The sequence below is a fragment of the Bifidobacterium indicum genome (assembly GCF_036987015.1).
Classification (GTDB): domain Bacteria; phylum Actinomycetota; class Actinomycetes; order Actinomycetales; family Bifidobacteriaceae; genus Bombiscardovia; species Bombiscardovia indica.
The window spans coordinates 98,860-125,780 of sequence record NZ_BTXM01000002.1; the positions used below are offsets into that span (position 1 = coordinate 98,860).

The 26,921-nt window shown below is 60.0% G+C and carries 19 protein-coding genes; 9 read left to right on the forward strand and 10 right to left on the reverse strand.

What is annotated here, in order from left to right; all coding sequences use genetic code 11:
- Nucleotides 1–149: 149 nt before the first annotated feature.
- Entirely contained in the window at nucleotides 150–2,522 is a 2,373-nt protein-coding gene (locus AACP59_RS07125; protein WP_339350515.1) for a leucine-rich repeat protein, read from the reverse strand.
- A gap of 557 nt (nucleotides 2,523–3,079) precedes the next feature.
- Between AACP59_RS07125 and AACP59_RS07130 the strand changes: the two genes are divergently transcribed.
- The 5 genes from AACP59_RS07130 to AACP59_RS07150 all read left to right on the forward strand — a co-directional run bounded on the left by AACP59_RS07130 (nucleotide 3,080) and on the right by AACP59_RS07150 (nucleotide 13,530).
- Nucleotides 3,080–6,829, forward strand: coding sequence for an SNF2-related protein (locus AACP59_RS07130; RefSeq protein ID WP_339350516.1), 3,750 nt, complete (start codon nucleotides 3,080–3,082; stop codon nucleotides 6,827–6,829).
- A gap of 166 nt (nucleotides 6,830–6,995) precedes the next feature.
- Complete coding sequence (locus AACP59_RS07135) at nucleotides 6,996–8,861, forward strand: sialate O-acetylesterase (RefSeq protein ID WP_297316709.1); 1,866 nt, start codon at nucleotides 6,996–6,998, stop codon at nucleotides 8,859–8,861.
- 236 nt (nucleotides 8,862–9,097) lie between these two features.
- Entirely contained in the window at nucleotides 9,098–11,119 is a 2,022-nt protein-coding gene (locus tag AACP59_RS07140; RefSeq protein WP_339350518.1) for an alpha-glucuronidase, read from the forward strand.
- Between the two features lie 11 nt (nucleotides 11,120–11,130).
- The gene (locus tag AACP59_RS07145) at nucleotides 11,131–12,750 is read left to right on the forward strand and encodes a glycoside hydrolase family 43 protein (protein ID WP_297317337.1); all 1,620 of its coding nucleotides are present in this window, start codon (nucleotides 11,131–11,133) and stop codon (nucleotides 12,748–12,750) included.
- Nucleotides 12,751–12,759: 9 nt separating this feature from the next.
- Complete coding sequence (locus tag AACP59_RS07150) at nucleotides 12,760–13,530, forward strand: MIP/aquaporin family protein (protein ID WP_297317336.1); 771 nt, start codon at nucleotides 12,760–12,762, stop codon at nucleotides 13,528–13,530.
- Nucleotides 13,531–13,682: 152 nt separating this feature from the next.
- Here the strand turns inward: AACP59_RS07150 and AACP59_RS07155 are convergent, their stop codons facing one another.
- The 4 genes from AACP59_RS07155 to AACP59_RS07170 all read right to left on the reverse strand — a co-directional run bounded on the left by AACP59_RS07155 (nucleotide 13,683) and on the right by AACP59_RS07170 (nucleotide 16,481).
- Nucleotides 13,683–14,099, reverse strand: coding sequence for a glycerophosphodiester phosphodiesterase (locus AACP59_RS07155; RefSeq protein WP_297317335.1), 417 nt, complete (start codon nucleotides 14,097–14,099; stop codon nucleotides 13,683–13,685).
- Between the two features lie 273 nt (nucleotides 14,100–14,372).
- A complete protein-coding gene (locus tag AACP59_RS07160; protein WP_339350519.1) occupies nucleotides 14,373–15,707 on the reverse strand; it encodes a polysaccharide deacetylase family protein in 1,335 nt (444 codons plus the stop codon).
- A gap of 357 nt (nucleotides 15,708–16,064) precedes the next feature.
- Complete coding sequence (locus AACP59_RS07165; protein ID WP_297317333.1) at nucleotides 16,065–16,202, reverse strand: hypothetical protein; 138 nt, start codon at nucleotides 16,200–16,202, stop codon at nucleotides 16,065–16,067.
- 33 nt (nucleotides 16,203–16,235) lie between these two features.
- Complete coding sequence (locus tag AACP59_RS07170) at nucleotides 16,236–16,481, reverse strand: SDR family NAD(P)-dependent oxidoreductase (RefSeq protein ID WP_339350592.1); 246 nt, start codon at nucleotides 16,479–16,481, stop codon at nucleotides 16,236–16,238.
- A gap of 41 nt (nucleotides 16,482–16,522) precedes the next feature.
- Here AACP59_RS07170 and AACP59_RS07175 point away from each other — a divergent pair, with 41 nt between their 5' ends.
- Nucleotides 16,523–17,734, forward strand: coding sequence for an MFS transporter (locus AACP59_RS07175; protein ID WP_339350520.1), 1,212 nt, complete (start codon nucleotides 16,523–16,525; stop codon nucleotides 17,732–17,734).
- A 143-nt stretch (nucleotides 17,735–17,877) separates the two neighbouring features.
- Here AACP59_RS07175 and AACP59_RS07180 read toward each other — a convergent pair whose 3' ends face one another.
- The 5 genes from AACP59_RS07180 to AACP59_RS07200 all read right to left on the reverse strand — a co-directional run bounded on the left by AACP59_RS07180 (nucleotide 17,878) and on the right by AACP59_RS07200 (nucleotide 24,915).
- Complete coding sequence (locus tag AACP59_RS07180; RefSeq protein WP_339350521.1) at nucleotides 17,878–18,264, reverse strand: TIGR02328 family protein; 387 nt, start codon at nucleotides 18,262–18,264, stop codon at nucleotides 17,878–17,880.
- Nucleotides 18,265–18,382: 118 nt separating this feature from the next.
- Complete coding sequence (locus AACP59_RS07185; protein WP_339350522.1) at nucleotides 18,383–21,430, reverse strand: DUF3427 domain-containing protein; 3,048 nt, start codon at nucleotides 21,428–21,430, stop codon at nucleotides 18,383–18,385.
- Between the two features lie 249 nt (nucleotides 21,431–21,679).
- On the reverse strand, nucleotides 21,680–22,102 hold the full coding sequence (locus AACP59_RS07190) for a (deoxy)nucleoside triphosphate pyrophosphohydrolase (protein WP_339350523.1): 423 nt from the start codon (nucleotides 22,100–22,102) through the stop codon (nucleotides 21,680–21,682).
- A 105-nt stretch (nucleotides 22,103–22,207) separates the two neighbouring features.
- Nucleotides 22,208–23,536: an MFS transporter gene (locus AACP59_RS07195; RefSeq protein WP_339350524.1), complete on the reverse strand. Its 1,329-nt coding sequence runs from the start codon at nucleotides 23,534–23,536 to the stop codon at nucleotides 22,208–22,210.
- A gap of 365 nt (nucleotides 23,537–23,901) precedes the next feature.
- Entirely contained in the window at nucleotides 23,902–24,915 is a 1,014-nt protein-coding gene (locus AACP59_RS07200) for an aldo/keto reductase (protein ID WP_339350525.1), read from the reverse strand.
- A 361-nt stretch (nucleotides 24,916–25,276) separates the two neighbouring features.
- Between AACP59_RS07200 and AACP59_RS07205 the strand changes: the two genes are divergently transcribed.
- From AACP59_RS07205 to AACP59_RS07215, 3 genes are all read left to right on the forward strand, one after another.
- On the forward strand, nucleotides 25,277–25,414 hold the full coding sequence (locus tag AACP59_RS07205; protein ID WP_339350527.1) for a hypothetical protein: 138 nt from the start codon (nucleotides 25,277–25,279) through the stop codon (nucleotides 25,412–25,414).
- Between the two features lie 40 nt (nucleotides 25,415–25,454).
- Nucleotides 25,455–26,402, forward strand: coding sequence for a LysR family transcriptional regulator (locus AACP59_RS07210; protein ID WP_339350528.1), 948 nt, complete (start codon nucleotides 25,455–25,457; stop codon nucleotides 26,400–26,402).
- A gap of 171 nt (nucleotides 26,403–26,573) precedes the next feature.
- Nucleotides 26,574–26,921 carry a carboxymuconolactone decarboxylase family protein gene (locus tag AACP59_RS07215; RefSeq protein ID WP_297317370.1) on the forward strand — a complete coding sequence of 116 codons (348 nt, stop codon included), beginning with the start codon at nucleotides 26,574–26,576 and terminating at the stop codon, nucleotides 26,919–26,921.

The window sequence follows — 26,921 nt, forward strand, 5'->3', positions numbered from 1 at the left end:
AGAGTGACATGTTAGAGATTGAAACGAGTTTTCGTAAGTCGGCATGTCTACCGGAGTTCCAGGCATCCCCGTATGAGCGCATAAGGCCAGGCGTCCGAAGACCCCGTCTTTGGTCGGTGTCGGGAACCTCGGAGGGTGGGGTGATCCCTTCAACCGTCGCAGTGGTGCAGGAGGCGGTTGACCAGGAGGATGGAGGCCCCGGAAAGGGATATGCCGATCAGGAGGGTCCCGATTATGGCGCGAATCGGTATCGCGCCCGCCAGGGGTAGTTGAAAGTCGATCGTCTTGATGATGAAGGTGGCATCGCCCAGGCTGTAGTCGACGTCATACCATCTGGTGCCCAGGTGGTTCGCATCAAGCAGGTTGACGATCCGGGCCTTCCCCTGTTCGGTCAGCCTGACCTGGTAGGTCCCCACCGCGCTGGCCCCATCCCCCTGAACGGTTCCATCCGCATTCATGAGTTGCAGGTCTCCGGGTTCCAGGGTGAATGTGCCCGGATGAACGGTGGTCCCGTCCGATTCGAACATGGTCAGGGTGTACTTCGCCGGTTCGGGTTTATGGACCTCCCCGTTTGCGACCGCCGTTGTGCTGCCCGAGAGCTTGCCCTTGAGATGGCGGGTGACGTTGACATAGGCATCCGCGATGGAGGAGGGGTTCGTACTTCCCCGCGGGTACCGGAACTGTACATGCCAGAGGCCCTCGCTGGACAGGTTGTATTCAAGGGTGTCGGACCCGCCCTGACTGTTGGTGAGCCGCACCACCCCCATGGGGTCAGTCAGAATCACATCCAAGCTCGAAACGGTGATGGCGTTGCCGCCCGCATCCCTGGCTGAGATGAAGTTATCGAGCGGCGTCCATCTGGCCTGATAATCGCTGAAGGAGTCACGAACCCGTATCCTGTCCTCGTTCAGATAGACCTGATAGTAGCCGTTGAAGACGGATTTCCCGTCCTGTGCCATGTTCCAGGCGAAACGGAAGCTGGTCGTACCCGCCGGGACGGTGAACGTGCCGCCTCCTGCCGATGAGTAGGAGACACCAGTGGAACTCCATACGTTGCCTGGGTCGATGTCGATATGGTCCAGCCCCAGACCGGCCAGGTCGGTGTCGCCGAAGAGTTCGCCCAGGCTGATGAGACGCTTGTTGGGAGCGAAGTAGATGGCCGGGTTCTCGATATTGGCCGGTGATGCGCCGTTCAGCTGGGCCGAGGGGAGACTCAGCTCGGATATGTTGTTGTAGTCGAAGGCGTGGTCGCCGATGCTGACCGAACTGTCGGCATGGACCCCGGTCAACAGGTTGCCCACGAAGGCGAGCGTTCCGATACTGGTCAAGGTGTCGGGGAATGTGAGGTCGCTCGAATTCAATTCCCCCATGATGCGGTTGTAGGCGAAAGCGGAATCGCTGATGGTCTCCAGGACCGAGTCGGGCGGTATCGTCATCGTCCCGATGAGGTTGCCGAAGAAGGCCCTGTCGCCGATGTGCTCCAGGGTGGCGGGCAGGGTCAGGTCGTCCTGGATTTTGTCGTAGATGAAGGCCTCCGCTCCGATGTCGGTCAGGGAGTCGGCCCCTGTCAGGTCCAGCCGGGTCAGTGTCGCCATGTTCGAAAAGGCGTTCTCGCCGATGGTCTTCACCCTGTCCGGGATGGTGACGGATGACAGGAGGGTGTTGCGGAAGGCGGAGTTTCCGATACCGGTCAGGGAGGTTGCCTGGCTGAGATCCAGGTTGGACAGCCTGTTCGGATGGTTCGTGTCGTTGATGAAGGCCGACTCGCCGATGGTCTCCACCTTGTCGGGAATGCCGATCGACGGGATATCGCTATATGCAAAGGCCTGGTATCCGATGGTCTTCAGGTTCGAGGGCAGATGAATCTCATCGATGTGCGTGCCGAAGAAGGCCTGGGATTTGATGGTCTCTACACTGTCGGGTATGCAGAGGTGGCGGATGGCGTTGCCGCTGCCCGGCTGGTAGACCATGGCCTGCTCGCCGATGGAAGTGACCGTATAGGTGTTCCCGTCCTTGGTGAAGGTGCCGGGCAGCTGGACCTCGCTCCCGTCCGGCAGCCATCCCAGGCTGGGGGTGAATTTTTCCAGTTCGGCGGTTCTGCCGGTCTCGCTGGTGATGGTCCAGTTCCACCTTTCAGGTTCGGCCTCGACGGTGCATCCGCCACCTCCGGAGCTTGGGGTGGAAGGGGTGTCCCTGCTGTTGATCTGAGGACTCTTCGCCTGTGGGGCCTGTGCCGGTTGGGCTTGGCCAGTCCGGCCCGGTGTTTGCTGGTTCCCAGCCGGTTCACCCGGGGTCTGTTCCTGTCCAAGCGGTTGTGTCGGGCGTGTTCCGGCGGCTTTCGCCCGTTCGCCCGGTTCGGAGATTTCGTCGGCTGCGGCGAATTGTGGCATACCCAGGAGGGCGCAGGTGCCGAGCAGCCCCACCAGCACCAGAATCGTTATGAAAATCGTGGCGAAGGAAGCGAAACTGCCTGAACGCAGGGAGCTCAGATCTGCTCTTTTCTCTCCTAACCTGTATGCCATAAATCCTCGTCTCGTCACCCCGGCACCCTGCTCCTGGATTCGCACCCGCAGAGCAATCGAGAACTTTTCCACTATATTATAGATAAAAACAGGGAAAGCGGGATGGATAAGAGGTTTCTGGAGATTCAATATGAAATTCTGGTTTCCCCATTCGATTACGGTGCGGCCACCGTTCCCATGTGTTCCGTGGCATCATTGATTCGGGGCCCTCCGCCCACCCTGCTGTTCGCCTGGGGCCCTGATGTGGGGTGACGGGAATTTCTCGCTACTCATCGATATGGAACCGGTGCCATTTATTGCTGTACTGATCCTGTTTTTTTTTTCACAGTAATGGACAACACTTCTTCAGGCCTCCACTCCATCCACCTTTCCGTCCTCGCTTCCCTGCGGAGGGCGCTTTTGCGCAATCCGACACCGGCCGACGTTTTTATTCCTATCGATGGGCTCGGAGGGCGGTGCGACTGACTTGGTAGACTCAGGGCGTTGTTGGTGGGCTCTTGGAGAGAAGACGAGTCTTGCCCCTCTCCGTTCAAGTACGATGGTCTTCAGAGGAGGTCGTGGGTTTGGATTGGCATGCGGCGGTCTATGGTGGAAGGTCCGGCGGGGGGAGTGACCTGGGCTTTTTCGATGCCGGTGACGATGATGATTCAACCACCTACGAGGGCCTGGATGTCATATCTGATGCCAAGCTGCGCCGCCTGGGGGGCAGGGCCTACTTCCGTGCTCATGAGCTCCTCGACGCACACCGCATGACCGGCATGAAGGTCCGGGAAGAGGGCGACCTCCTGACTCTCTCGACCCGGGTTCGTTCCACCTATGACCTGACCGACGACTACGTGGTGCAGACCCGACTGGACCAGTCAGAAGGCCAGGTGATCGGTTCCTCCTGCACCTGCCAGGCTTTCGGGCGACAGGGTTCCGTCTGCAAGCATGTCATAGCCCTGATCATGGCCTACAACGAGGATCCGGACGGGTTCGACCGGGTGACCGTCCCCGGCGGCCGCAGATCCGGGGCCCGCAGGACCTCCCGCTCCCTGGGCGCCTACATGCTCCGGGAGGAGAGGAACATCCGGCGTTCCTATCAGGACAGGCAGCTCAAGCTCCTCAGGGAGGTCGATGACCGTGCAGGGGATCAGGCCGGCCCCGTAACCGACCGTAACCGGCACATGCCCATAGGCTCGGTTGGGCTCAGACCCGACCTGGCCGATCTGACCGGCGGTTGGCAGATCCGGTTCCACATCACCAGTGTCTCCAAGGGCGTCTCCTACCTGGTCAAGGACATCCCCGCCCTCCTGCGGGCTGTGGATCAGTCCGAATTCGTCTCCTATGGCCGCCACTTGGCCTTCGTCCATTCCAGGGACACCTTCGACCAGCGGTCCCTTTCCCTGCTCGGCCTGGTGGAGAGGGCCGCCGTCATCCGTCGAAATCTGGCCGCCCAGCAGGAACCCTCCGGCCGTCACGTTACCCGGTCCTCCCTGGGGCAGATGACCCTGACCGACGACGAGGTGGCCCAGCTCCTCGACCTCTATGTGGACTCGGGCCTGACCCTGGACTATACGCCCCACGAGCGTTATCTGCGCCAGACCATGCCCGCCCGGGTGGTTGATGGGGACCCGGACCTGGGAATCAGCATCAGTCCCGACCGGTCCGGTGGGGCCGGCTTCGGCGGGTACCTGATCGGGCATGAGGTGTCGGTGGAACGGTTCATTCCGGGCCAGGCCACCTCCTTTGTGGTGGTGCGCCCAGTCACCTCCGGCGGGATCCAGGATGCCGACCCGGTCATTCACCGGTGTTCCCCGAGGTTCATCAAGGATCGGGAACTGATTGAAACCCTCTGCGGTGACCAGGAGGAATCCGGGCTCTATCTGGACCGGGACGACCTGGGCCTCTTCACTCGGACAGTCCTGCCTGAGTTGGACGGTTCCGGTGCTGATTCGGCCCGGGGGCGGGGTCGGGAGCAAGGTCGCGGTCTGGAAGGGGATCAAAATCGCGGCCAGGGTCTCGCCCCGGGTCATGGTCAGAACGGGAAGGGGTTGCGGACTCCCGCCCTGGTCGCCAGTCTTCCTCCTGAACTCTCGGAATTGCGCCGCCCCCCCTGTCAGATCGAGTTCTATCTGGATCGTGACCAGGAGGGAATCATCTGCGATCCTGAAGCCAGGTATGCAGAGCTAAGCTATCCTATTTTCCAGGATCTTCCCACAGCCGGTGATGCCATCCGTGACCTGGATAGCGAGCGTCTGGCCAAGGAGGCGGTCCGCCAGTACTTCCCCGCCCCCCGGGAGGGTCTGGTCCGGATTCCCGAATCGGACGAAAAGGGCATCTACGCCTTCCTGACCCAGGGCCTGCCCCTCCTGCGGGGCCTTGGTCAGGTCTTCTCCACCCCGGCCTTCGACGGCCTGACCGTGACCAGCCATACCCAGATCAGGGTGGGGGTCAGCCTCAAGTCGGGACTGGTCGAGATATCTCCCATCGCCAAGGAGATCGACCCGGACGAGGTGGCCGAGCTCCTGGCCCAGTACCGCAAGCGTCGGCGCTTCCACAGGCTGCGCAACGGGGCTTTCGTGGACCTGGCCACCCTGGATACCAGCAAGATCGATGCCGTGGCCTCGGACCTGGGCATCCCCCTGGCCACCTTGGATGCCGGCCAGGTGCCGGTGCCCGCCTACCAGGCCTACTACCTGGATGTCCAGGTTGGTCAGGAGGACCGGGACCAGGGTTTCCGCTCCTATCTGGACGGGCTCAGGACCGTGGATCCCCGGGCCTATCAGGTGCCGGAGAACCTTCATGGCCGGTTGCGGCCCTACCAGGTCGAGGGGTACCGGTGGCTGAACACGGTGAGCGATCGGGGCTTCGGCGGCATCCTGGCCGACGAGATGGGCCTGGGCAAGACCGTGCAGATGCTGGCCTATCTGCTTTACCGTCACAATCAGACCGCCGGGGAATTCGGCCAGTCCAACATGGGAGACCAGGCGGGCAATACACCCGGCCAGGCTGGTTATCAGGGCCGGTCCGCTGGTGAACCAGGTCTGCCCTCCCTGATCGTCTGCCCGGCCTCCCTGGTATACAACTGGGCTGCCGAAGCCCGGCATTTCGCCCCCGAATTGAAGGTCGGGATCCTGGCCGGACGCAAGGCCGACAGGAGGTCCATGCTCGAGGCCTGCGGATCCTACGATCTTCTGGTCACCTCCTATGACCTGCTTCGACGCGACATCGAGGACTACCGGGGTCGCTCGTTCGACACCCTGGTCCTGGACGAGGCCCAGTACATCAAGAACCATGCCACCAAGGCCTCCCGGGCCGTGCGGACCGTGGACTCGCGCCATCGATTCGCCCTGACCGGTACCCCCATCGAGAACCGGCTGTCCGAGCTCTGGAGCATCTTCGACTTCCTCATGCCCGGTATCCTGGGCCCGTATGCCCACTTCCGCGACCGTTTCGAGATGCCCATCCTGAGCGGTGACCAGGATGCCCAGGCCAGGCTCCAGGCCCTGGTCGGCCCCTTCATCCTTCGTAGGATCAAGTCCCAGGTCCTGACCGACCTTCCCGAGAAGATCGAGAATGTCATCACCGTCCCCCTGGAAGGCCGCCAGCGCAAGCTGTACGCCGCCCTGGAGCAGGAGCTCAGGGGCACCCTGAACCGCGAGCATGACCGGGAGTACGAGGTCGGCAAGATCCAGGTCCTGGCACAGTTGACCAGGCTGCGGCAGGTCTGCTGCGACCCCCGACTGGTCTATGACGACCCGCAGGATGGCGAAGCTCGCTCCGAGGTGGACCGCCCCGGCCGGTCGGCCAAGCTGGACGCCATCGAGGACCTGGTCATTTCCTGTCAGGATGCCGGTCGCAAGATGCTGATCTTCTCCCAGTTCACCTCCTACCTGGACCTGATCGCCCAGCGGCTGCGTGGGCTCGGGGTGGGCTACGACATGATCACCGGCGCCACATCCAAGAAGCGCCGCCTGGACCTGGTCGAGCAGTTCAACAGCGACAGGACACCGGTCTTCCTGATCTCCCTGAAGGCGGGCAACACCGGTCTGAACCTGACCGGTGCCTGCGTGGTGGTCCACGCCGACCCCTGGTGGAACGCAGCCGCCCAGGAGCAGGCCAACGATCGGGCCCACCGGATCGGCCAGACCCAGGACGTGAACGTCTATCAGATCGTGGCCAAGGATACGATCGAGGAGCGCATCCTCAACCTGCAGCGATCCAAGAGCGACCTGGTTTCCCGCTTCGTGGACTCCGCGGCGGTCACCGGTGCCTCCGACATCGGCCGTCTGAGCCGCAAGGACCTCTTGGCTCTTCTGGGCTGATCCGGTCCTTCCCGGGCGGCTGGGCCGATGGACGGTTCCCTGCATCCGACCGATTTGTCGATGATACGGTCATCACATAATCTGGTGCTTGGGCAGGAACGATCGCTTCCTGACGATGAGGTGGTTCCCTATGCGTTTGTCGCCTGTGTTCAGTGCGGGAATGGTGTTGCAGCGAGATGCGCCCGGTCGGGTCTGGGGGCATGGCGACCCCGGTTCCCTGGTTCGGGTGACCCTGGATCATGCCTCCGGAACCGCCGAGGTGGATGCCTCCGGCCATTGGCGGCTCGACCTGCCTGCTCACGCAGCCGGTGGCCCCTATGTCCTTCGTGCCACCTCCACCGATCGGTCCGGGGCCGAGGGTGAGGAGATCCTGGTTGAAGATGTCCTTTTCGGCGATGTATGGATATTGGCCGGTCAGTCGAATATGCAACTCGGGATGGGGCGGTTGAAGGACCGCTACCAGGATGAGGTCGACCATGTCGACGATGACCGGATACGTTTCTTCCGCGTTCCGGAATCGGTCTCCTTCAGGGGGCCTCTTGATGATGTGCAAGGAGGGTTCTGGGAGGTTGTGGGCAGGGATGGCCTGACCGATGTGTCCGGTGTCGGGTTCTTTTTCGCACGGGCGATCAGGCGGGATCAGGATGTGCCCCTGGGGTTGATCCAGGTGGCCATCGGCGGCACTCCCATAGAGACCTGGATGAGCGGTCCGCGCCTGGAAGGTCTCGGGTATCTCGGGGCAGGGGCGGCGGATCGCCCCGCCCCGGAGGACATTGCCGCTTTTCGGCGGTCCGAGGATGAAGCCGACGAGGCGTACCGGAGGGACGTTGACCGGGCCGATCGTGGCCTGGCCGGCGATTGGTTTGCCCCGGACTACGACGATTCCGGCTGGGATGGTCTGGACCTCGACCGGGCCTGGCGGGTGCATGATGCCCTGGCCGACCCGGGGGTCGTCTGGATGCGGTGCCGGGTCGATATTCCGGCTCCCTATCAGGGGCATCCGGCCAGGCTGAACCTGGGCACCCTGGTCGATGCGGACGAATGCTATGTGGACGGACGCCTGGTCGGATCGACCGGATACCGCTACCCGCCCCGGTCCTATCCGATTGACCGCCTGGGTGCCCAGGTGCAGATAACCGTGCGTCTGCATATCGATACTGACCTAGGTGGCGGGTGGACCCCGGGCAAGCACCGCTCCCTGGCCATCACCGACATGGATCGTGCCGAAGTGGATCTGGATACCAAGGGGCTCTGGTCCTACCGGAGGGGTGTCTGTGCGCCACCGGCTCCGGTCAGGCACTTCCCGTCCCGGCTTCCATCCTCCTGTTTCAACGCCATGGTGGCGCCCTTGGGCGGGATGCCGATATGTGGAGTCCTCTGGTACCAGGGTGAGTCCAATGCCTCGCGTACCGCCGTAGGATATGCCCGGAAATTCATGGGTCTCATTCAGGATTGGCGGACCCTGTTCGGCAGGCCTGACCTTCCGTTCATCTATGTCCAGTTGCCCAACCTGTGTATCGAGGGCCAGCAATGGCCACGTCTGCGTGATGAGCAGCGCAAGGCCCTGGTCCTGGACCAGACCGCCATGGTGGTTGCCTGTGACCTCGGGGAAGACAACGACCTGCACCCCCTGGACAAAAAGCACGTGGGGGAACGTCTGGCCTACGCCGCCCAGGCCATGGTCTACGGGGCCGACCACCAGGCGATGGGTCCCGATATCAGCCATGCCGAACGTAGGGAGGAGGGAATCATCCTCCACTTCACCGGGGCCGGCTCAGGTCTGGTGGCTCAGGGGCCCCTGACCTTCGACCTGGTCGATGCCGGGTCCGGTCACGGCCCACAGACCGTGCAAGGGGCCATCGCTTCCCCCGACACGGTCCTTATCCCCGTGGACTCGGATCGGGTTCTGGGCGACCCTGTCTTCGTAAGGTATGCCTGGGCTCACTCGCCCCGTGTCCCCCTTGCCAATGTGGAGGGTCTCCTGGTTTCGCCCTTCGAGATTCCGCTTGACCAGGCGGTGCACGCCGCCTGATTCTGGCAGCATCTCCGGATTCGTACGGGAATAGGATATCGAAACTTTCTGGGTATACAGCAGGGTACTGTCGACCTTTGAGCACAATAAATGGGTGGTTTCCAGTGTTCTGGTTTCACATGACCAGGAATTCGCGCATATTGAGAGTATGTCTATAATATAAAATTATGGTATAACTAACGAAATTTACGTAACGGTCTAGGGTGACTGTCTGTATAGGAAAGAAAGAAAAGAGCATGTTTGAGCCCATGTGGTTGTCCGATGAGGTTGTCCGCCCCATCGCCAGTGCCTATCTATTCAGTTTGGAAGGTCTGGATTTTCTGAATCCCGTCGCCGAGCGGCTCTATCGGGAGCTGACTGACTTCTGTGGCGCTGCTCAGGCATCAGCGCAGGAAAAGCCTAATCTGATCCTCACCGCCAGGGCCGGTCTGCTCGACGGGGATGAAGCATATCGCCTTCGTAGGGAGGGTGACTGCGTCAAGATCGAGGGCAACACGGCCACGGCCCTGCTCTATGGTCTCTATGGATGGATTCGCAGGGTGGCCTGTGGCGAACAGGTCTACGACTACACCTCGGTTCCGGATCAGGCCCTGCGGATGATCGACCACTGGGACCAGACTGACGGGTCGGTGGAACGTGGGTATGCAGGCGAATCCATCTTCTTCGGAGAACTGTGTTCCAACCGCCATGACGATTTCCGAGCCTTCCCGCAGAGGAACGGGGATGACCCCTTCCGTGGCGACTTGGCGCGAGTCCTCGCTTACGCCCGCCTTCTTGCCTCGATTGGTATCAATGCCATTGCCCTGAACAATGTGAACGTGCGTGGTCTGGCCCGGAGCCTGATCAGGCCTCCGTATATCGATCGGGTCGCGGTCCTCGCCGACATCTTCGCTCAGTTCGGCATCAGGACCTTCCTCTCGGTGAACTTCGCCTCCCCCATCGATATAGGAGGCATGCCCACGGCCGACCCCCTGGATGAGGGTGTGGTCGCCTGGTGGGAAGGAATCGTCGATGACATATATCGGCGCATTCCCAGGTTCGGAGGTTTCCTGGTCAAGGCGGACGCTGAGGGGGAGCCGGGCCCCATGCAGTATGGGCGCACCCATGTCGACGGGGCCAATATGCTGGCCCGGTCCCTTGACAGACATGGCGGCCTGGTCATATGGAGGGCCTTCGTCTACGACTGCCACCAGGACTGGAGGGACAGGAGCCTTGACCGTGCCAGGTCCACCTACGACAACTTCATCAATCTCGATGGTCAGTTCGCCGACAATGTCATCCTCCAGGTCAAGTTCGGCCCCATCGATTTTCAGGTCAGTGAACCGCTCAACCCCCTGATTGGTCGGATGACCCGGACCAATCTCATGGTCGAGTTCCAAATCACGGCCGAATACCTCGGACAGCAGATCGATATCAACTATGTGCTGCCCCAATGGCTGGCCATGACTGATTGGGACACCTGCGCCCCCCTGTCTGATTCCCGCGTGCGGGCAGTGGTTCCCCGTCTGAGTCTTGTACCCTCGCGCACAGGGTTCGCTGGGGTCAGCAATGTGGGCATGGACAGGAACTGGACCGGAAATACCCTGGCCCAGGCCAACCTGTACGGATTCGGTCGAATGTGCTGGGACGCCGGTGCGACAGCCGAGTCCATCCTGGATGAATGGCTGACCCTCACCTTCCCGGGTCTGCATGGGGCGGCGGCAGAGGCGGTCCGGCAGATCATGCTCACCTCAAACAAGACCTTCCGTGACTACTGCGCCCCCATGGGCGTAGGGTTCATGGTCAAGCCCGGTCTGCACTACGGCGTGGATGTGAACGGGTATGAGTATGACCGGTGGGGAACCTATCATTTCGCCGATCGGAACGGGATTGGTGTCGACAGGACCCAGGCCACAGGTACAGGCTTCACGTCCCAATACCATCCGGCGCTTGCGGAGCGCTTCGAACGGGTCGATACAACGCCTGAGGAACTCCTGCTTTTCTTCCATCACCTGCCCTATACCTATGTGCTGCATGACGGACAGACCCTCATCCAGCACATCTACAACTCTCACTTCGAAGGAGCGGAAGCGGTTGATCGATACATAGGACTCTGGGAGGGCGTCAGAGGCTCGATACCCCAGGATGACTGGGAGAACGTTGCCGAGAGACTCCAGGCCCAGAAGCACAATGCGACCGAGTGGCGCGACCAGGTAAACACATATTTCCATCGCATGAGCGGGGTGCCCGATGGGCTTGGCCGCGTGATATATGCATAAGAGGGATACCGATGATCATTGACAATCCTGTACTGAGGGGCTTCCATCCCGATCCATCGATGATTCGCGTGGGAGACACCTACTACATCGCCACATCCACCTTCGAGTGGTTCCCCGGGGTGCGCATCCATTCCTCGCGGGATATGGTCCATTGGCAGTATGTGACCAGCGTCCTGGACTCCAAGAGGATGATCGACATGCGCGGCGACCCGTCATCCGGAGGTGTCTGGGCTCCCGACCTGTCGTATGCGGATGGGCGGTTCTGGCTGGTCTTCTCCGATGTCAAGATGGTCACCGGCACCTTCAAGGACGGTACCAACTACCTGACCAGCGCCGAACGAATCGACGGCCCCTGGACCGATCCGATCCCGCTCAACTACGTGGGGTTCGATGCATCCCTCTTCCATGATGACGACGGGAGGAAGTACCTGGTCCAGCAGACCTGGGACCACCGTGAATACCACCATCACTTTGATGGCATAAGCCTGACCGAGTTCGACACCGACACCATGCATCTCCTGCCAGAGACCGCCAGGACCATTTGGAGGGGGACGGATGCCAAGCTGTCGGAGGGGCCCCACATATACAAGATCAATGGGTGGTACTATCTCTTCGCCGCCGAGGGTGGGACCACCTATGCCCACCAGGAGACCGTATCGCGCTCGCGGACCCTGGATGCCGAATCCTTCCTGACCATGCCGGGTGATGAACCCTTCCTGGGCAACTTCGATACGCCCCGGTCGTACCTGCAGAAGCAGGGGCATGGTTCCCTGGTAGATACGCCCTCGGGGGAGTGGTACTACGCCTCCCTCTGTGGTCGCCCCTGGCACCGACCCGAGGAATCGGTCAATGACCCACGGGGATGGTGCACGCTCGGACGTGAGACATCCATCCAGAAGGTGGACTGGGATCAAGACGGGTGGCCCCATATTGAAGGCGGTCATGGAGGGAAACGCTTTGTGGAGGCCCCTTCGGATGCCATGGAGTCGGATGGCACCACCGAACACCATCAGCATGACGACTTCCAATCGAACAAGCTGGGGCCGGACTGGAACACCCTGCGTGTGCCCTTCGACCGGAAGATGGGTTCCGTGGGCGGCGGTTCCTTGCAGCTCAGGGGTCAGGGGTCCCTGCACAACCTCTTCGACCTCTCCCTGGTGGCCAGGCGTTGGCAGGCGTTCGAGTTCGATGCCCAGGTGCGGTTGAGTTTCGATCCGCACACCTACCAGGCCATGGCGGGGTTGACCAACTACTACAGTGACGCCAACTTCAGCTGGATCTTCGTCACCTGGGACGAGGAGCGGAAGACGCGGGTCATCGAGGTGGCCCAGTCCGACAGGAACAGGTACACGTCCTACCTGAAGGAGAAGGCCATACCGGTTCCTGAGGGGGCCGATGTCTGGCTGAGGACCCAGGTTCGTAGAGCCACGTACTCCTATCGGTATTCCTTCGATGGCAGGCAGTGGTACCCCGTTCCGGTTACCCTTGATGCGGCGATCCTGTCGGACGATTACGTCCTGCAGGAGCTTGACGGGTACTTTACCGGCGCCTTCGTGGGAATGGCCGCAGTCGACTATTCGGGTTACGGAGAAATGGCCACATTCCGTGCGTTTGACTACAAGGAGCAATGAGGTCCAGGCATGATAAGCGGCATTGAGATGTTCGGGTCGGAGTTTCTGGGAACGGCCGCGATGATGGCCATTGCCGTCATGGTTTCGGCCAGCAGGTCCCTTCCGCGAAACGCCGCCTACAGGTCCGACTGGATCAATGCCGCCCTGGGCTGGGGTCTGGCCGTCTATGTAGGTGTTTATGTGGGCTGGCGCACCGGTGGACATCTCAACCCCTCGGTCACCCTGGCCAGGGTCGTCAGCCACTGGATCGACCCCAAGGCCACCCTGAACGGACTGCCCATGGGGAAGGGGGGCATACCGGTGACCGCCGCCAACGTCGGCATCTTCATCCTCGCCCAGTTTCTGGGCGCCTTTGTGGGGTGCTGCATCGGATACCTGGGTACCCGCAGGCATTTCGACCTGCATACCGACCCTGATGTGAAGCTCACCATATTCTGCACCAAACCGGGTATTCGGTCGAATTTCTGGAATGTGGTCTCGGAGATCGTCGGCACGGCCATCCTGGTCACCTGGGTCTTCGTGAACGGGGGGACGCCCACCCAGGTCGGTCCCCTGGGCGTTGCCCTGGTCATCACGGTCCTGGTCATGGCCCTTGGTGGCGTTTCCGGGGCAGCCCTGAATCCGGCGCGTGACTTCTCGGCCCGGGTGGCCTATGCGGTTCTGCCCATGGCCGACAAGGATGATGCGGATTGGGGTTACGCCTGGGTTCCCTTCGTGGGTCCCTGCATCGGGGCAGTGATCGGTGTGGTTCTGCCCAACCTTTTCAGTCTCGTATTCTGACCACCAGGCCCGGTCTGGTCTGGTTGGATCGGGATTGCCCTGGATGCCGCCTTGCCGCGGATGTGACAAGCTTCGATGTAGTCCGGCATGGACACATGGAAAGCCCCGGAGGGCGATGGCCTCCGGGGCTTTGGGGATCGGGCCGCAACCGATCAGTAGCTGGCCGAGGTGGGACCCTCGAAGCGCACATTGAGACCGCGCCCGTGGTGGAGGAACATTTCGGCTCCGTGGCGGTCAAGGTCACGGTGGGTGAAGAGCATGCGGATGGCGAAGGCCGTCTGCACGTCGTCAGGCAGGTCCAGGAAGGCCTTGTGGGCATCCCAACCGTCGGCCGCCACGGCCTTGTCAGGCACATAGGCATATCCGTAGCCGTCCTCGTCCACGTATCCCAGGAAGGGCAGGTCCCAGGCCTGGTGGTAGGCCAGCTGGCCCTTGTAGTCCTCGACCTTCTTCAGGGCCTCGTCACTGATTCCGTACTTCCTCGCCACCTCATTGGCCTTGGCCGTCTTTGCCGCGGCATCCTTTGCGAACATGGACGTATCGACGACGATGAGTGTATCTTCTGCCATGACTGACCTTTCTGATTGGACCGCCTGCACGGGGTCAAGCGGATGTCATGACCGTGCAGTGCCATGACAAGTGGCTGACCATCAATCCTCGACGGCCCTCCTGGATGCAACAACGCTTCCATCTCTAACGATACCAAATTTCAGGGCGGGAATGGGGATGGTGACCGAGGAATTGTCGCATGGCGGAACCCGTCTCCTGTTTGGGATTACTGGTGGTCGAGGTCAAAGACGGTCGCAGTTTCTGTGCCTGGAGAGCACCCGGACTTCCGGGTCTCAGGGTCTCAGAATGTTGGTCCGGGAGTAGTAGACGGTTCCGGCCCGAGGGTACTCGCCGGTCAGTTCGGGTATGGTGACCGGGCGGTATCCCTCATTGTGCAGATCGTCCAATAGGCCGGGCAGTGCCTCCAGGGTGTGGGGCTGGATGTCGTGCATGAGGATGATGGAACCGGGCTGGAGCTCGGCCTTGATCTTCCTGTGGACCGAATCCGGAGTGGCACCTTCGGCCCAGTCGTATGAGTCCACGTCATACATGGCGATGGCCGCCCCAAGATGATTGCGGATGTATGTCCTGCTGGCTTCGTCCACCCTCCCATGAGGGGGCCTGACCATAACGGCCGTTCGCTTGGAGGCAGTGCGGATGACCTGGCCGGACCGGATGAATTCCTGTTCCTCCTGATGTTTGGCCATGGAGTCGGGGAGGTCCTGGTGGCTCCAGGTGTGGTTGCCTACCGGATAGCCCTCCCTGGTCATCCTTTCCAGTATCGGGGCGGTCTGGGGACCCACCTTTTGACCGACCGGGAAGAAGGTGGCGATGGATCGGCTCTTGGCCAAGACATCCAAAGCCTGGTTCGTGAGTTTCTGGTCGGGGCCATCGTCAAAGGTCAGGGCCAGGCAGGACTGGTGTGCGCAGTCGATGCCTTGACGCTCGTTCCGGGCCTGGACGAGCCGGTCCGCATCCCGGTACAGGGTCTCCACCAGGGCCGGGACACTGCCCGGATCCGGGTGCTCTCCGACCTGGTGCAAATCGTCGACCAGTGTCAATCTGACGGGGGCGTTCTCGCCAACCTGGGTCTTGGAATCCTCGGCGAATTCAGCCAGACCGGGCATGATCGCCTTGAGCAGGGCCAGGTCATCCGCCTGGGGTGGCAGGTGGGTATCCATGTTGTGCAGCTCGGCGATGGCCTGCTCGGATCTGGCTGTCAGCCGACGCATCATGTCTGCCGTTCTGTGTCGGCTCTTGGACAGCTGCCGGGCCGAACATCCCCTGGTGCCGTAAATGCCCGTTTCGAGGGCCTGTTTCCTGTCGCTGCCTTCTTGCCGTCGTATTCGGGTCAGGACCTTTCGGACGGAGGCCGAAGGCTGGTTTCCTCCCGACACCGCCTCCATCGAGTCCAGGAGCTTGTTCAGGTGGTCGTCGCTGATCTTCCAGGCGTTTCCCCACTCCATGCACCTGGATATGCCCGACCTGTAATAGCGGTATGAGGGTCTGTAGGCCGCCAGTCCGACGGCAAGGGCCAGGAGGACAAGCAGGACCACCGCCAGGGTGATGTTCCCGCCCCGTCGATGCTTGTGGCCGCGGGTGCCTGTGATACCTGTGTCTTCTACCATGCTTACCCTTATGACTCAATCGTCCGCACCGGATGAAGCAGTTGCCGGGGTCGTGCAGTGCCATGACAATCTGGGTGACCGTCTCACTTTGACGGTTTTCCTGGATGTGACAGCCTCTCCATTAGAGATAATAGCAAATGTCTATGAAGCAATGGTGGTTTGGTTGCCCTGCCTGTTGCGGATTCTTATGGCCGGCCTGAACCTTTTCCAGGATGTGGTTTCCTTTGCCGGGTTCCTTACCGGCCCGGGCTTGCATTCATGGATGACGATGCCGCCGTGTGTCCGGTCCGGTGATATCTCCGAATGGGTTCCCGGATGGTCGTGTTCGGGAACCCATCCGCTTTCCGGGAGAGCGGGTCACTGGGCGATGAAGCCGCCATCGACCACGAATTCGGAGCCCATGGCGAACTTGGATTCGTCCGGGACCGGGTAGACGCAGATCTCCTCGACATCGTAGGGTTCGCCGATGTGGCCCGAGGGGGAGAACTTGCTCATCCGGTCCTCTTTGGCTCCCGACTGATCAGGGGTCTAGATGAAGCCGGGGTGGACCGAGTTGATCCTGGCATCATAGCCGGTGCTGGCCGAATCCGGAGCAGCCGACTTGGTCAGGAGCCTGGTGCCGCCCTTGCTGCCGTTATGGGCACCGGCCCGGCTCAGGCCAACGAATCCCTCGGTGGATGAGATGTTGATGATGGAGCCGCCACGACCTTTCATCACCCGCAGCCCGTGCTTGGTTCCCAGGAAGGTGCCATGGTCCCCAAGAGGTGTGAGGATGGAAGGCGAGCTGTACCCAGGAAGAGGAGAGGCGGGAACCCATGGGCGTCAATGTCTGGCAAGGTCGGTTCCGGGAGCGTCTGGCCACCTTCGGGTTTTTCGTCTTCATGGGGACGGGCACCTCGGCCTGGTTCTCCCGCCTGCCTTCAGTCAAGGAGATGCTGGGGCTGCAACCCTCCTCCCTGGCCCTGATGACCATCCTGGGCGGGTGCGGTGCCCTGGTGGGGATGGTGGTTTCCGGGGTCCTGACCAACCGGCTGGGTGTGCGCCGGTCCATGCTCCTGGCTGCCTCGACCTGGTGTCTGGGTATGATGATCGCTTCGGCGGCCATCTGGAGGCTTTCCCTGCCCGGGGTGGTCCTGGGGCTTCTCTTCAATTCGGCCGGAATCAGTCTCTGGGGAACGGTCAATACCGTTGAAGCCGGGGCGGTGGAACGCAATGCTGAGCATTCGATTATGTCCAGGTTCCACGCCTCCTACAGTCTGGGTATGTTCCTGGCCCTGGGTCTGGGTTCCTTGATTTCCCATCTGGGTATACCGGTGGTGGTCCATCTCTCGGTCAACGCTGCGGTGACCCTGGTCCTGATAATCTGCTGCCTCCTGATCTGCCCCTCCGACCCCCAGGGTGATGATACGGGACCTGCCGGGGACACTGGTAGGGATGGGGCAGGCGACACCCGCAGCCCCATGCGCAAGCAGGTGGCGGCCTGGGGCGATTCCCTGGTGCTGATGCTGGCCCTGATCAACGTTGCCCTGGAGGCCAGCGAGGGGGCCGTCAATGACTGGAGCAGCATCGGTCTGGTCGATTCCTTCAAGGCCCCGGAGTCCATGGCCAATCTGGCGCCCACGGTCTTTGCGGCGGCGATGATCGTCTCCAGGATGCTGGGTCCCTGGGTCATCGAGCGACTGGGCAACATGGCCAGCCTGTATCTGACCCTTCTCGTTTCGGCCCTCGGCATCCTGGTCTACTCCCTTTCGCCCGTCCTCCTGGTCTCCCTGATCGGGACCGGCATCTGGGGAATCGGCGCCGCTCTGGGTGTGCCCATCGTCAACACTCTGGCCACGCGCGATCCCTCCATGGCGGCCCAGCGGGCCTCGGTCATCTCGACCGCCTATTACGGGGTTTCCTGGATCATCCCGCCAGCCATCGGATTCCTGGCCGACCACACCGGCGTTCGCCCGGCCCTCCTGCCCCTGGCCCTGATCCTGGTCCTGGTCACCCTCCTGGTCAGGCCTGTCAACAGGCAGGACTGACCAGGACCGACTGTCATCAGCGCAGTGGTGCGATTGCGACGGTGAAGAGGTTGACGGCGGCCTGGTTGATTCTGAATGGTACGTCCTGTCTGGTCTCGTCCCCTAAGCGTACCGACCATCATGTTGGGTGGCATGCATTACTGCTACTGCACGTCAGGGTCTGATAAGTGGATGATGATGCCCTTATTCCGGAGGTTTTCCAGGCACTCCTCCAGATATGCCGTGGTGTGCTCCGGGTATATCGGCGAGGTGAGTCGTACGGCCTTCAGCTGGTCGTATGATTTGCAGCGCTGCCCCCGATAGAGGGGGTCGCGCCAATCAGGGTCGGGGTGGTATCCTCTGGAGCTCATCTCATCCATGACCAGGATGTGAAACTGGAAGAGCTTGTATGGTGAATGCCTGAAGACATAATCCACAGTGGCATGCTTACGTCCCCACCCAAGCCCCCTCAGGGCCGTGATTTCCCGATGCTGCCCCAGGAGTTGCTGTCTTGGCAGCAACTCGATCAGGCTCTGATGCCACAGTCGCACATCTGCCCCCGATCCTTGGATACTCAAACCCTCGCAGTTTCCCCCAGCATAGCCGCCCATCGGCTTCAGTCCGGCGATTGCCCCACTCGAAGTGGGCAGGGTCAGTCCGAATTCCCGTCTAGCTGATCAAGTGGTTGTAGAGTTCGGTATCCAATGGCCTCTTCAGGTACAGGTCCATTATGGTGACGGGCGTCATCACCTCACCGTTCGTGTCTGGTTTCCGGGTGAGTTGTGGACTTCCCGTTCCGCGGAGGTGACCGATGTAGTAATACCGGCCCTCATTGGATTCCTGCCGGCGCATGATGAAGACCGGTATAAAGTGGGTGTTCTCCCAGTCCTGGGAGTCCGAGCCTTGCTGCATCCAGACGAACTCCCGCGATTTGGGTGTGTGGCGGTTCTTGCTGTACCAGTGAATCTCCTGGTTGTTCAGGAAACGATCGTTATACTGGCTGCTGGCGTACTTGATGAAGATCGGCATGGTGCCGGTTGTCTCGTCCAGAAAATAACCGCCTACGTTCTGCCCGTTTATCTCTTTTTCCCACCCAAGGAGACGTTCCACATCAGCCAGGGTGTACTTCTGTTCATAAACGAAGCCTCGTTCGGGTTCTCTCCCGGACTTGTCAAGGTTGGCAAAAATGTCTCGGCAATTGAGCAGACCGGTGCGTAGGGTGTCGGCAAAAAAGACCCTGAAAGTCCGGTTGGCACTGAGCATTCTCCTGAACGGTTCGTTCAGACCGACCCCTCCATCGTCTGAAGTGGTGACCAGGGGTGTGTTGCCGAAACGGGTGCGGTTGGTTGCGGTGAAGTAGGAGCAGTCCAGGACCCGCACAGCAGAATCCAGTTGGTTCCGATCCAGGTTGGTATGAGGGAAGCGTTGGGCAATCAGGTCGGCCAGCTCACCCCTGGTGGCCGGTTTGGCAGGTTCCCAAGTGCTTGGGTTGTCCTTATTCAGGGTTTCGGTCTCGAATCCGCAAAGTCGGTCCAGTATCACCAGCTCATGGGGGCGTAACCCGGGCAGAAGAAGCACGGTTGCCATCTTCATGATCTGAGTCTCGGTTCTATCAACAGGCTCCATCTGATCCAGGAACGATTCATGAGTGCCCCTGGACAGACTCTGCTCACGCGAATGGACGAAGGTCAGATAGTCGCCTTTCCTGGAAGCCAGGGTCAGGGGGAGGGAGGGGTCATGGTCGTAGACATCCATCAGCATGGGGATGCGACCGAGCTCGAAACGAAGCTGTCTATACTGCTCGCTCAGTTTACGCATCTCAGACCAGTCGGTCATATCCAGAGATCTGAGCACCCGTTTCTTGGCGATGGGGTCAAAGCTGATCGAAGATAGTCCGATGGTATGGCGTTGCAGGTTCTTGCGGGCCCGGTCACGGTCGCCGGTATTGCCATACAAGGCAACGGGGATCAGGTAGTTATTGGTGTAGTTCCCAATGAAATCTATGACAATGACGCTGTCCTTGTGGGGAAACTTGCGTAGGCCTCGTCCCAGCTGCTGGGTGAAGACGATGCTCGACTCAGTATTGCGGAGCATGACGATCTGATTGATCGCCGGAATGTCAATACCCTCGTTGAAGAGGTCGACGGTAAAGATGTAGTCCAGTTCGCCTTTTTGCAGATCCTCAACGGCCTGTTCACGTTCCTTGTGCGGGGTGGAACCAGTTACGGCCTTGGTGCGGTAGTTGCGGTTCTCGGCTTGTTGATTGACCGCTTGGTTGAAGAGTTCGGAAAGCCTCTGGGCCTCTTCCTGCCTGCTGCAGAAGACCAGCCCGGTGACCTGTTGATGGTAGGGACTGTATTTTTGCAGGATATCAATGATGTAACGCACGCGCCCATGAGTGGCCAGCTGACCGATTTCATAGGCAAGCTGGCCGGCCTGGTCTGCAGTCAGTCCGGCTGCGGGAATGATACCGGCATGTTGTTCATGCTCAGTGGTGAATGAATTCGTGGACGAAACCGGTGAATCCTCCTCGTCCTCATCAGAACCAAGGTACTCACTCACACCGTAGTAATGGAAGGGGCACAGCATGTCCTCATCCAGGGCTCGCTGCAATCTGATCTCGTAGGCTACGTTATAGCCGAAGAGTTGGAAGATGTTGATTCCGTCGGTGCGCTCCGGGGTGGCGGTCATGCCAAGCATGAAATCAGCCTGGTCGAAATGGTCGATGATTCGTTGATAACTGCCGGCGCCTGCATGATGCACCTCGTCAATGAGGATGTAGTCGAAAGTGTCCGGCCTGAACTCCTTAAGGACTTCTGTGCGACTCATGGTCTGCACGGTGGCGAATACATACCGCCTGTCGAATTCCTTGCTGTGCCCTGAAAAGAGTCCCAGGTCCGTCTCGTCACATCCGAGTATTTTCCGGAACGATCTCATGGAATTGTTCAGAATCTGTTCCTGATGGGCGATATAGAGCATTCGCTGCGGTCTGGCCTGTTGAACGTCGAATGCCGAGAGATAGGTCTTGCCCGTACCGGTGGCTGAAATGATGATGGCGCGGTGTTCGCCGCGCTCGCGGAGAGTCTGCAGGTTTTTCAGAGCTTCTTTCTGCATGGCATTGGGAATAACGGTTTCGTTTTCGCGAATCGCGATTAATTCCCGACGTGGTGGTGCATACTTCTTGAAGTCCTCTTCATACGCTCTGATCCAATCGTCGGTCAGGGGAATGGACTCTTGTATCTGGGCATCGATTTCTTCTTTAACCTGGTGCACCAATTCGCCGCTGGCCAGTGAAGAGACCTTCAGGTTCCATTCGCGTTGGGTTCCCAGGGCCTGCTGGGTCAGATTGGAGCTGCCTACATAGAGGTTGTAGCAGGTCTGTCCATCACTCATACGCCTGGTGAAGATGTACCCCTTGGGGTGGAAGGGTTGATCCCAGACAGGGTGAGGGTGTGCTTCGGTGCCTACTTCGTCGGATCGCCATATCCGCACGTCCACCCCGGCGATATCCTTGAGCCTGAGCAGATCCCAGAAGGCCTTCGGGTCATTGAAGTAGTTCTTGGTCGAAGTGATGATTCTGCCGTTGCCGTCACCCTTGGAATCAAAGCGGTCCTTGAACTCCTGGAGGAGGGTGCGTATGGCTTCAGCAGATACGAAAGCCACCGAGATGTCAAAGTTGTCGCTCAGACTCAGCTCCTGGCTGAGGGCCATATCCATGGTGTTCCCATGACGGTTGGCAATTAGCTGCGGGGCGTAGGTTCCTAGACCGTCTGTGCTTGTGTTTGTCTGGAGCAGTCCTGGTTCGACCAAGCCTGTCACTACGTCCTCCAGGAGGGAGGTTGAATCAGGGTTCAGGGAGGCTTGCAAGGTTAGATTGGTACCCGGCTGCGTAGTGTCCGATATTGGTGTTTCGGTTTGCTTGATGCCGGCTTGTTCCTGATGACCGTTCGATGGCATGGACGCTTCTCATCCTTCCTGAGTTCTGGAAGCGAGTATGGCTGCTGCCGGGCGGTCTACTGGTGCCCAGTCCAATCCGTTCAGGTCTTCGGGTTCGGTCCAGCGGATCTGCTCATGCTCTGTCAGGTGTGGGTCGCCTCCGATCAGGTGGCAGACGAATGTGCTCAGCTCGATTCTGCCAAATCCGTAGGAGTAACGGGATGTGCATACCCGTTCATGGACCTCGACCCGGCACCTCAGTTCTTCGCTGATTTCTCGTTCCAGAGCCTGACGTGGAGTTTCACCGCGTTCGATCTTGCCTCCCGGGAATTCCCAATATCCTTCCAGAGATCTTCCTGGTCCTCGTTGTGCGCACAGGATTCTGCCACGACGCATGATGGCAGCACCCACCACTCGCGTGCAGCCATGCTTGTCTTCAGCCTTTTCGACCATGAGGATTTACGGCCTTTCCCGGTAGATGAACCGGATCCAGGATACAACCGATCATCTTCCTGATCTCAACCCGGATCAACAGGAGGCCTATACGGGACCATTGCCTCACTCAAAGCGTGTGGGGTGCTTGTTGGCCCAGGCCAGGGGCCATGCGCCCAGGGCCAGGGCGACAATCATGATCATGGCGCTCAGGCCGAAGAGGATCGTGTAACCGTGGGGGAGGTCGACGATCATGCCCCAGAGCAGGGCGGCGAAGGCTGAGGCGAAGGAGCCGGCCATCTGGATCCGTGAGCAGATGTCGGTGTAGTTCCTGGTGCCGAAGATCGACCGGACCAGGAGGGGGGTCTGTACCGTGGGGCAGGCGTATACGAACCCGAATCCGAAGGCGCCCAGCAGGAGGAGGATGGTCATGGAGGGGAAGGACCACATCAGGAAGACGCCCAGAAGGCCACCCCCGATGCCTATTCCCAGGCCCCAGACGATGTTCCTGTCGTTGATAATGCCCAGGAGGATCTTCCCGACGGCCTGGCCCACCATGCAGGAGGAGGCGATCAGACCGGCGTAGGTCGCCATGGAGGGGATGGATGTCGCGTAGGAGGGGAGGAACTGGTAAATGGTCTGGTTCATCGTGATCAGTCCGCAGAATACGGCCATTGACCAGAAGGCCGGTGAGCGCATGGCCTGGGCCGCGGTCATTCCCCGACCCGGCGGCTGGGCTTCCGGTTCCTGGGTCTTGCATTCAGCAGAATCTTTGTTTTCGGCTCCTGCTTCCTCTTCGACCTCCTCGGCCCCATATGGTTTCAGTCCCATATCAGCCGGGCTGGTCCTGACAACGAAGATGGTGAAGGGGAGCGTCGCCACCAGGATGATCAGGCCGAAGACCAGGTATCCGCGCCGCCACCCGTCCGGTGCCGAGCTGATGATTGAATTCCCCAGCTGGTTGAAGATGGCCCCGCCGATGCCGGTGAAGGCCATGCAGAGACCGATGCAGAAGCCGACCCTCTTCGTGAACCAGGCGTTGATCAGGGTGGGCACGGCCAGGTAGATGATGGAGGGCATCCCCATTCCCATGATCACCCCGCAGATGTAGAACTGCCACATCCGGTTGCAGAACGACATGCACAGGCACCCGATTCCGGCCAGGAGGGTGCTGATGGTCAGGACGATCCGGATGTCGAATCGGCTCATCAGCCGGCCGGCGATCGGCAGGAAGACCACCATGGTGATGCTGAAGAGGCTGAAATATCCGGTGAAGGCGGCCTTGGGCACGTGGAAGTAGCGGCTGACAGGGGTGAAGAATATCCCTGCGCAACTGCAGATCAGAGAGACCGTGATGCCGGTGAACATGATGCCCGAAATGACGATCAGATAATGGTAAGGGCTTCCCTTGGGTCTGACTGGCCTGGTGCATGGGGATTGATCGGATGCTGACATGGCTTCTGGGCCTTTCGTGTGGTCCTGTCCGACTGGAAAACTTCCCGGTCATGGTGGCCATCATGACCCGTCTGGAGGTCGATCCTCTTCGGGAGGCGTCGCAGGGAGGAGGGGTTGCCACTCCACTGATACCCCGTTACCTTATCTCTCGCCCGTGTCAGTATCTTCCGCCGATATCCCCGATGAATCTGCGTCCCCGACGTTCCTGATCGGTATGGTGTGCATGGTGGATTCCGGCCGAGTCATCCCCCCCCCCCCCCCCATTCGCATGCAGTCCTCCTATAAGATGGGCTCCGGAACACCGTGGTTTTGGGACCTGCTGAGGTATCGGAAGGTGAGTTTGTCTGCGATTGCCATGGTGCCGACTAGTTCTTTTCAGTGTCCAGCAGTATCGTACCTTGCGGCGGATTGTGATCTATGGCTCCCACGATCGTGTGGGGCATATACGGTTCCTCCATGTAGGTGATTTCTTCGGGTGTGAGCCGAAGGTCCAGTGCCGCCGCCGCATCGTCGAAGTGACCGGCCTTGGTGGCGCCGATGATCGGTGAGGCAACGCCCTTGGCCCATTGCCAGGCGATGGCCACCTGTGACATGGGAACCCCATGGTCGTCCGCGACCTTGGCCACCCGCCGCACTATGGCCATGTCGTTCTCCTCGGCACGGTCGTACTTGCCGCGAGACACATTATCGGTCTCGCTGCGTAGGGTGTCGGTTGTCCATGTGGGTCGTGTCAGATGACCGGCCGCCAATGGGCTGTATGGCATGAGCGATACCCCCATCTGCCGGCATATGGGTATGAGTTCACGCTCGTCTTCGCGATAGAGCAGGTTGTAGTGGTTCTCCATGGCGGAGAACCGGGTCCATCCGTTATCACGGGCTGCTATCTGCATGTTGTGGAACTGGTATCCGTACATGGCCGATGCGCCCAAAGCGCGTACCTTTCCGGACCTGACCAGGTCGTCCAGGGCCTGCAGGGTCTCTTCGATGGGTGTTTCGTAATCGAACCGGTGGATGATGTAGAGGTCCAGGTAATCGGTGCCGAGCCGTTTGAGGGTTCCTTCGATCTCCCTGTGGATGGCCCTGTCGGAGAGTCTGCCCGCATTGAAGTAGACCTTGGAGGCGATGACGACCCTGTCCCGTCTGGTGGTCCTGGCCAGGGCCCTGCCCAGGTACTCCTCGCTGGTGCCCTTGGAGTATCCGTTTGCCGTGTCGAAGAAGTTGATGCCCAGGTCGAGCGCGTGCCTGACCACGGTCTCACTGTCCTCGGCATTCAGTGTCCAGTCGTGCATGGTTCCGGCCTTGCCGAAACTCATGCATCCCACGCAGATCCGTGATATGTCGATGTCGGTCCCGCCCAGTTTGGTGTATTGCATTGTCATGGCTCCTCGTTTCCTCGGTTCGTTCAGGTTTCCCTCATTCTAAAGAGTTCAAGCCGCTGGAAGTAAAGCCACAGATGGAAAACGACAGTGCGCGCGGATATTCAACAGGTGCATTCATGCAGGAAGGGGATTATCCATGATATTGGTGAATATCCGCATCTGTCCGGTTTGGTATTCCCATGGTTTACGGAACGATGAGGGGTCGGTACGATAGGATGTCGTATCTTCGTGATGGGGGACCGTGCACGGCCATGGGTTGGACCGGATGACGCTTAGCCGCTGTCTGTGCCATACCGGTCGTCGGCATATCCGTTTATCGGTCCGTGCCCCCCCCCCCCTCCCCTATTAGCGTGGTATCTGCGTGTCTGGGCGATTCACGATTCAGGTCGTTTCGGCCAGGTCGGCAGCTTCGGAGGCGCTGACCATCCATCAGGAGGGGACCGGGTTGACGCGGATCGTCATCGCCTTCTCGGATCTCGATTCCTCTGCCCGGGCGTGACAGGGATACCCCGCCTTCACGGGAAGGACCATAGAATCAGATGAACAAGAGCCAAGGGAAGTGTGAGATGGATTTCAAGGATCTACGGTGTTTTCTGGCTGTCATCGCAGCGGGCAGCATTACCGATGCAGCAGCTGATCTCCATATGTCCCAGCCTACCTTGTCGCGCAGGATCATCGGCCTGGAAAAGCATTTGGGCGTCAGTCTGTTCGACCGCAGCGGGAAGCAGATGGTGCTCACGGCTTCCGGTTTCGGTTTTGAACGCTATGCCCGTCGGATTCTTCTGGAGTTGGACCGAGCCCGCCAGGAGGTGAGGGTCGACCCGAACGGACTGTCGGGCGAGTTACGCATTGGTTGTGTGGAATCCGCCGTGTCGACCCGTCTCGCACAGTGGCTTGCCATGTTCCAGCGCCGTAACCCGGCCGTCGGATTCTCCGTCATGTCCGGTACGGGACAAGGCATCAAGGATGAGCTGGATAGGGGAGAGCTGGAATTGGGGTTCGTGATAGAGCCGGTTGAGTCGGCGAAATACGAAGCTGTATCGTTGCCGGTCATCGATCGATGGGGAATCGTCATAGCGGCTGACTCCGACCTGGCCGAAAGGTCTTCGGTTGGGGTCGATGACATCCGTGGGATTCCGTTGGTCGGACCAGACCGCGAGATAGTCCGGAACCAACTGAACACATGGTTGGGTTCAGATATGGAACGATTGGACATCCGCGGGAGTGTCGGCCTTCCTCGGAACGCCTGTGAACTTGTGGTCCATGAGGGGTATGGTTTCCTTGCTATTGAGGGGGGCGTCACGCTTTCGGACCCGAAGCGCATGACCTTCGTGCCCTTCTCACCCTGTTGCACCGTGGGGCACAAGATGATTTGGCGGAAGAATATGAATCCCGGGAGAACGGTTGCCGCGTTCCTGGAATTGGTGACCGAACGAATCCATATAGCGGATCGGTCTGCGAATTCGCGTCGTGTTGACCCGTGCTGATCGATCATCTATGCAAAAATTCAATGCACGGTCATTAACCATCGGTATTGTACATACTTTTTTGAGGACCATAGACTAAAGCCGTTCATGTCCGGAATGCCATCATCATGATGTCCACCGGTTGGCAGCCAGGTGTTCCGGTCCATTCAGCCGGTTGTCCAAGGAGTGGGTATGGCTGAGAAACAAACGGCGGGAAGGGACCAACTCGGGGATTTCGCGCCCCGGTTCGCGGCTCTGAATGATGATGTCCTCTTTGGTCAGGTCTGGTCTGACGAAGAAGACCTGTCCGCGCATGATCGGAGTCTGATCACTATCGCCGCACTGATCGCCATGGGCAGCACCGAGCAGTTGGATGCCCATTTGAATATCGGGAAAAGAAACGGCATCACCAAGGAGGAGATAGTGGCGGAGATAACCCATCTGGCTTTCTACGCCGGCTGGCCCAAGGCGTGGTCGGCCTTCAACCGGGCCGGACGGATATGGTCAGAGGATGATGCCGCCAGGAAAGCAGGTGACTGA

Excerpts from the sequence above, each read along its gene's own strand:
- AACP59_RS07125 (WP_339350515.1), bottom strand. The coding sequence starts at position 2,522 with ATGGCATACAGGTTAGGAGAGAAAAGAGCAGATCTGAGCTCCCTGCGT.
- AACP59_RS07165 (WP_297317333.1), bottom strand. The coding sequence starts at position 16,202 with ATGAGCAAGTTCTCCCCCTCGGGCCACATCGGCGAACCCTACGATGTC.
- AACP59_RS07215 (WP_297317370.1), top strand. The coding sequence starts at position 26,574 with ATGGCTGAGAAACAAACGGCGGGAAGGGACCAACTCGGGGATTTCGCG.
- AACP59_RS07195 (WP_339350524.1), bottom strand. The coding sequence starts at position 23,536 with ATGTCAGCATCCGATCAATCCCCATGCACCAGGCCAGTCAGACCCAAG.
- AACP59_RS07150 (WP_297317336.1), top strand. The coding sequence starts at position 12,760 with ATGATAAGCGGCATTGAGATGTTCGGGTCGGAGTTTCTGGGAACGGCC.
- AACP59_RS07160 (WP_339350519.1), bottom strand. The coding sequence starts at position 15,707 with ATGGTAGAAGACACAGGTATCACAGGCACCCGCGGCCACAAGCATCGA.
- AACP59_RS07175 (WP_339350520.1), top strand. The coding sequence starts at position 16,523 with ATGGGCGTCAATGTCTGGCAAGGTCGGTTCCGGGAGCGTCTGGCCACC.
- AACP59_RS07185 (WP_339350522.1), bottom strand. The coding sequence starts at position 21,430 with ATGGATATGGCCCTCAGCCAGGAGCTGAGTCTGAGCGACAACTTTGAC.
- AACP59_RS07190 (WP_339350523.1), bottom strand. The coding sequence starts at position 22,102 with ATGGTCGAAAAGGCTGAAGACAAGCATGGCTGCACGCGAGTGGTGGGT.
- AACP59_RS07210 (WP_339350528.1), top strand. The coding sequence starts at position 25,455 with ATGAACAAGAGCCAAGGGAAGTGTGAGATGGATTTCAAGGATCTACGG.
- AACP59_RS07155 (WP_297317335.1), bottom strand. The coding sequence starts at position 14,099 with ATGGCAGAAGATACACTCATCGTCGTCGATACGTCCATGTTCGCAAAG.
- AACP59_RS07140 (WP_339350518.1), top strand. The coding sequence starts at position 9,098 with ATGTTTGAGCCCATGTGGTTGTCCGATGAGGTTGTCCGCCCCATCGCC.
- AACP59_RS07145 (WP_297317337.1), top strand. The coding sequence starts at position 11,131 with ATGATCATTGACAATCCTGTACTGAGGGGCTTCCATCCCGATCCATCG.
- AACP59_RS07200 (WP_339350525.1), bottom strand. The coding sequence starts at position 24,915 with ATGACAATGCAATACACCAAACTGGGCGGGACCGACATCGACATATCA.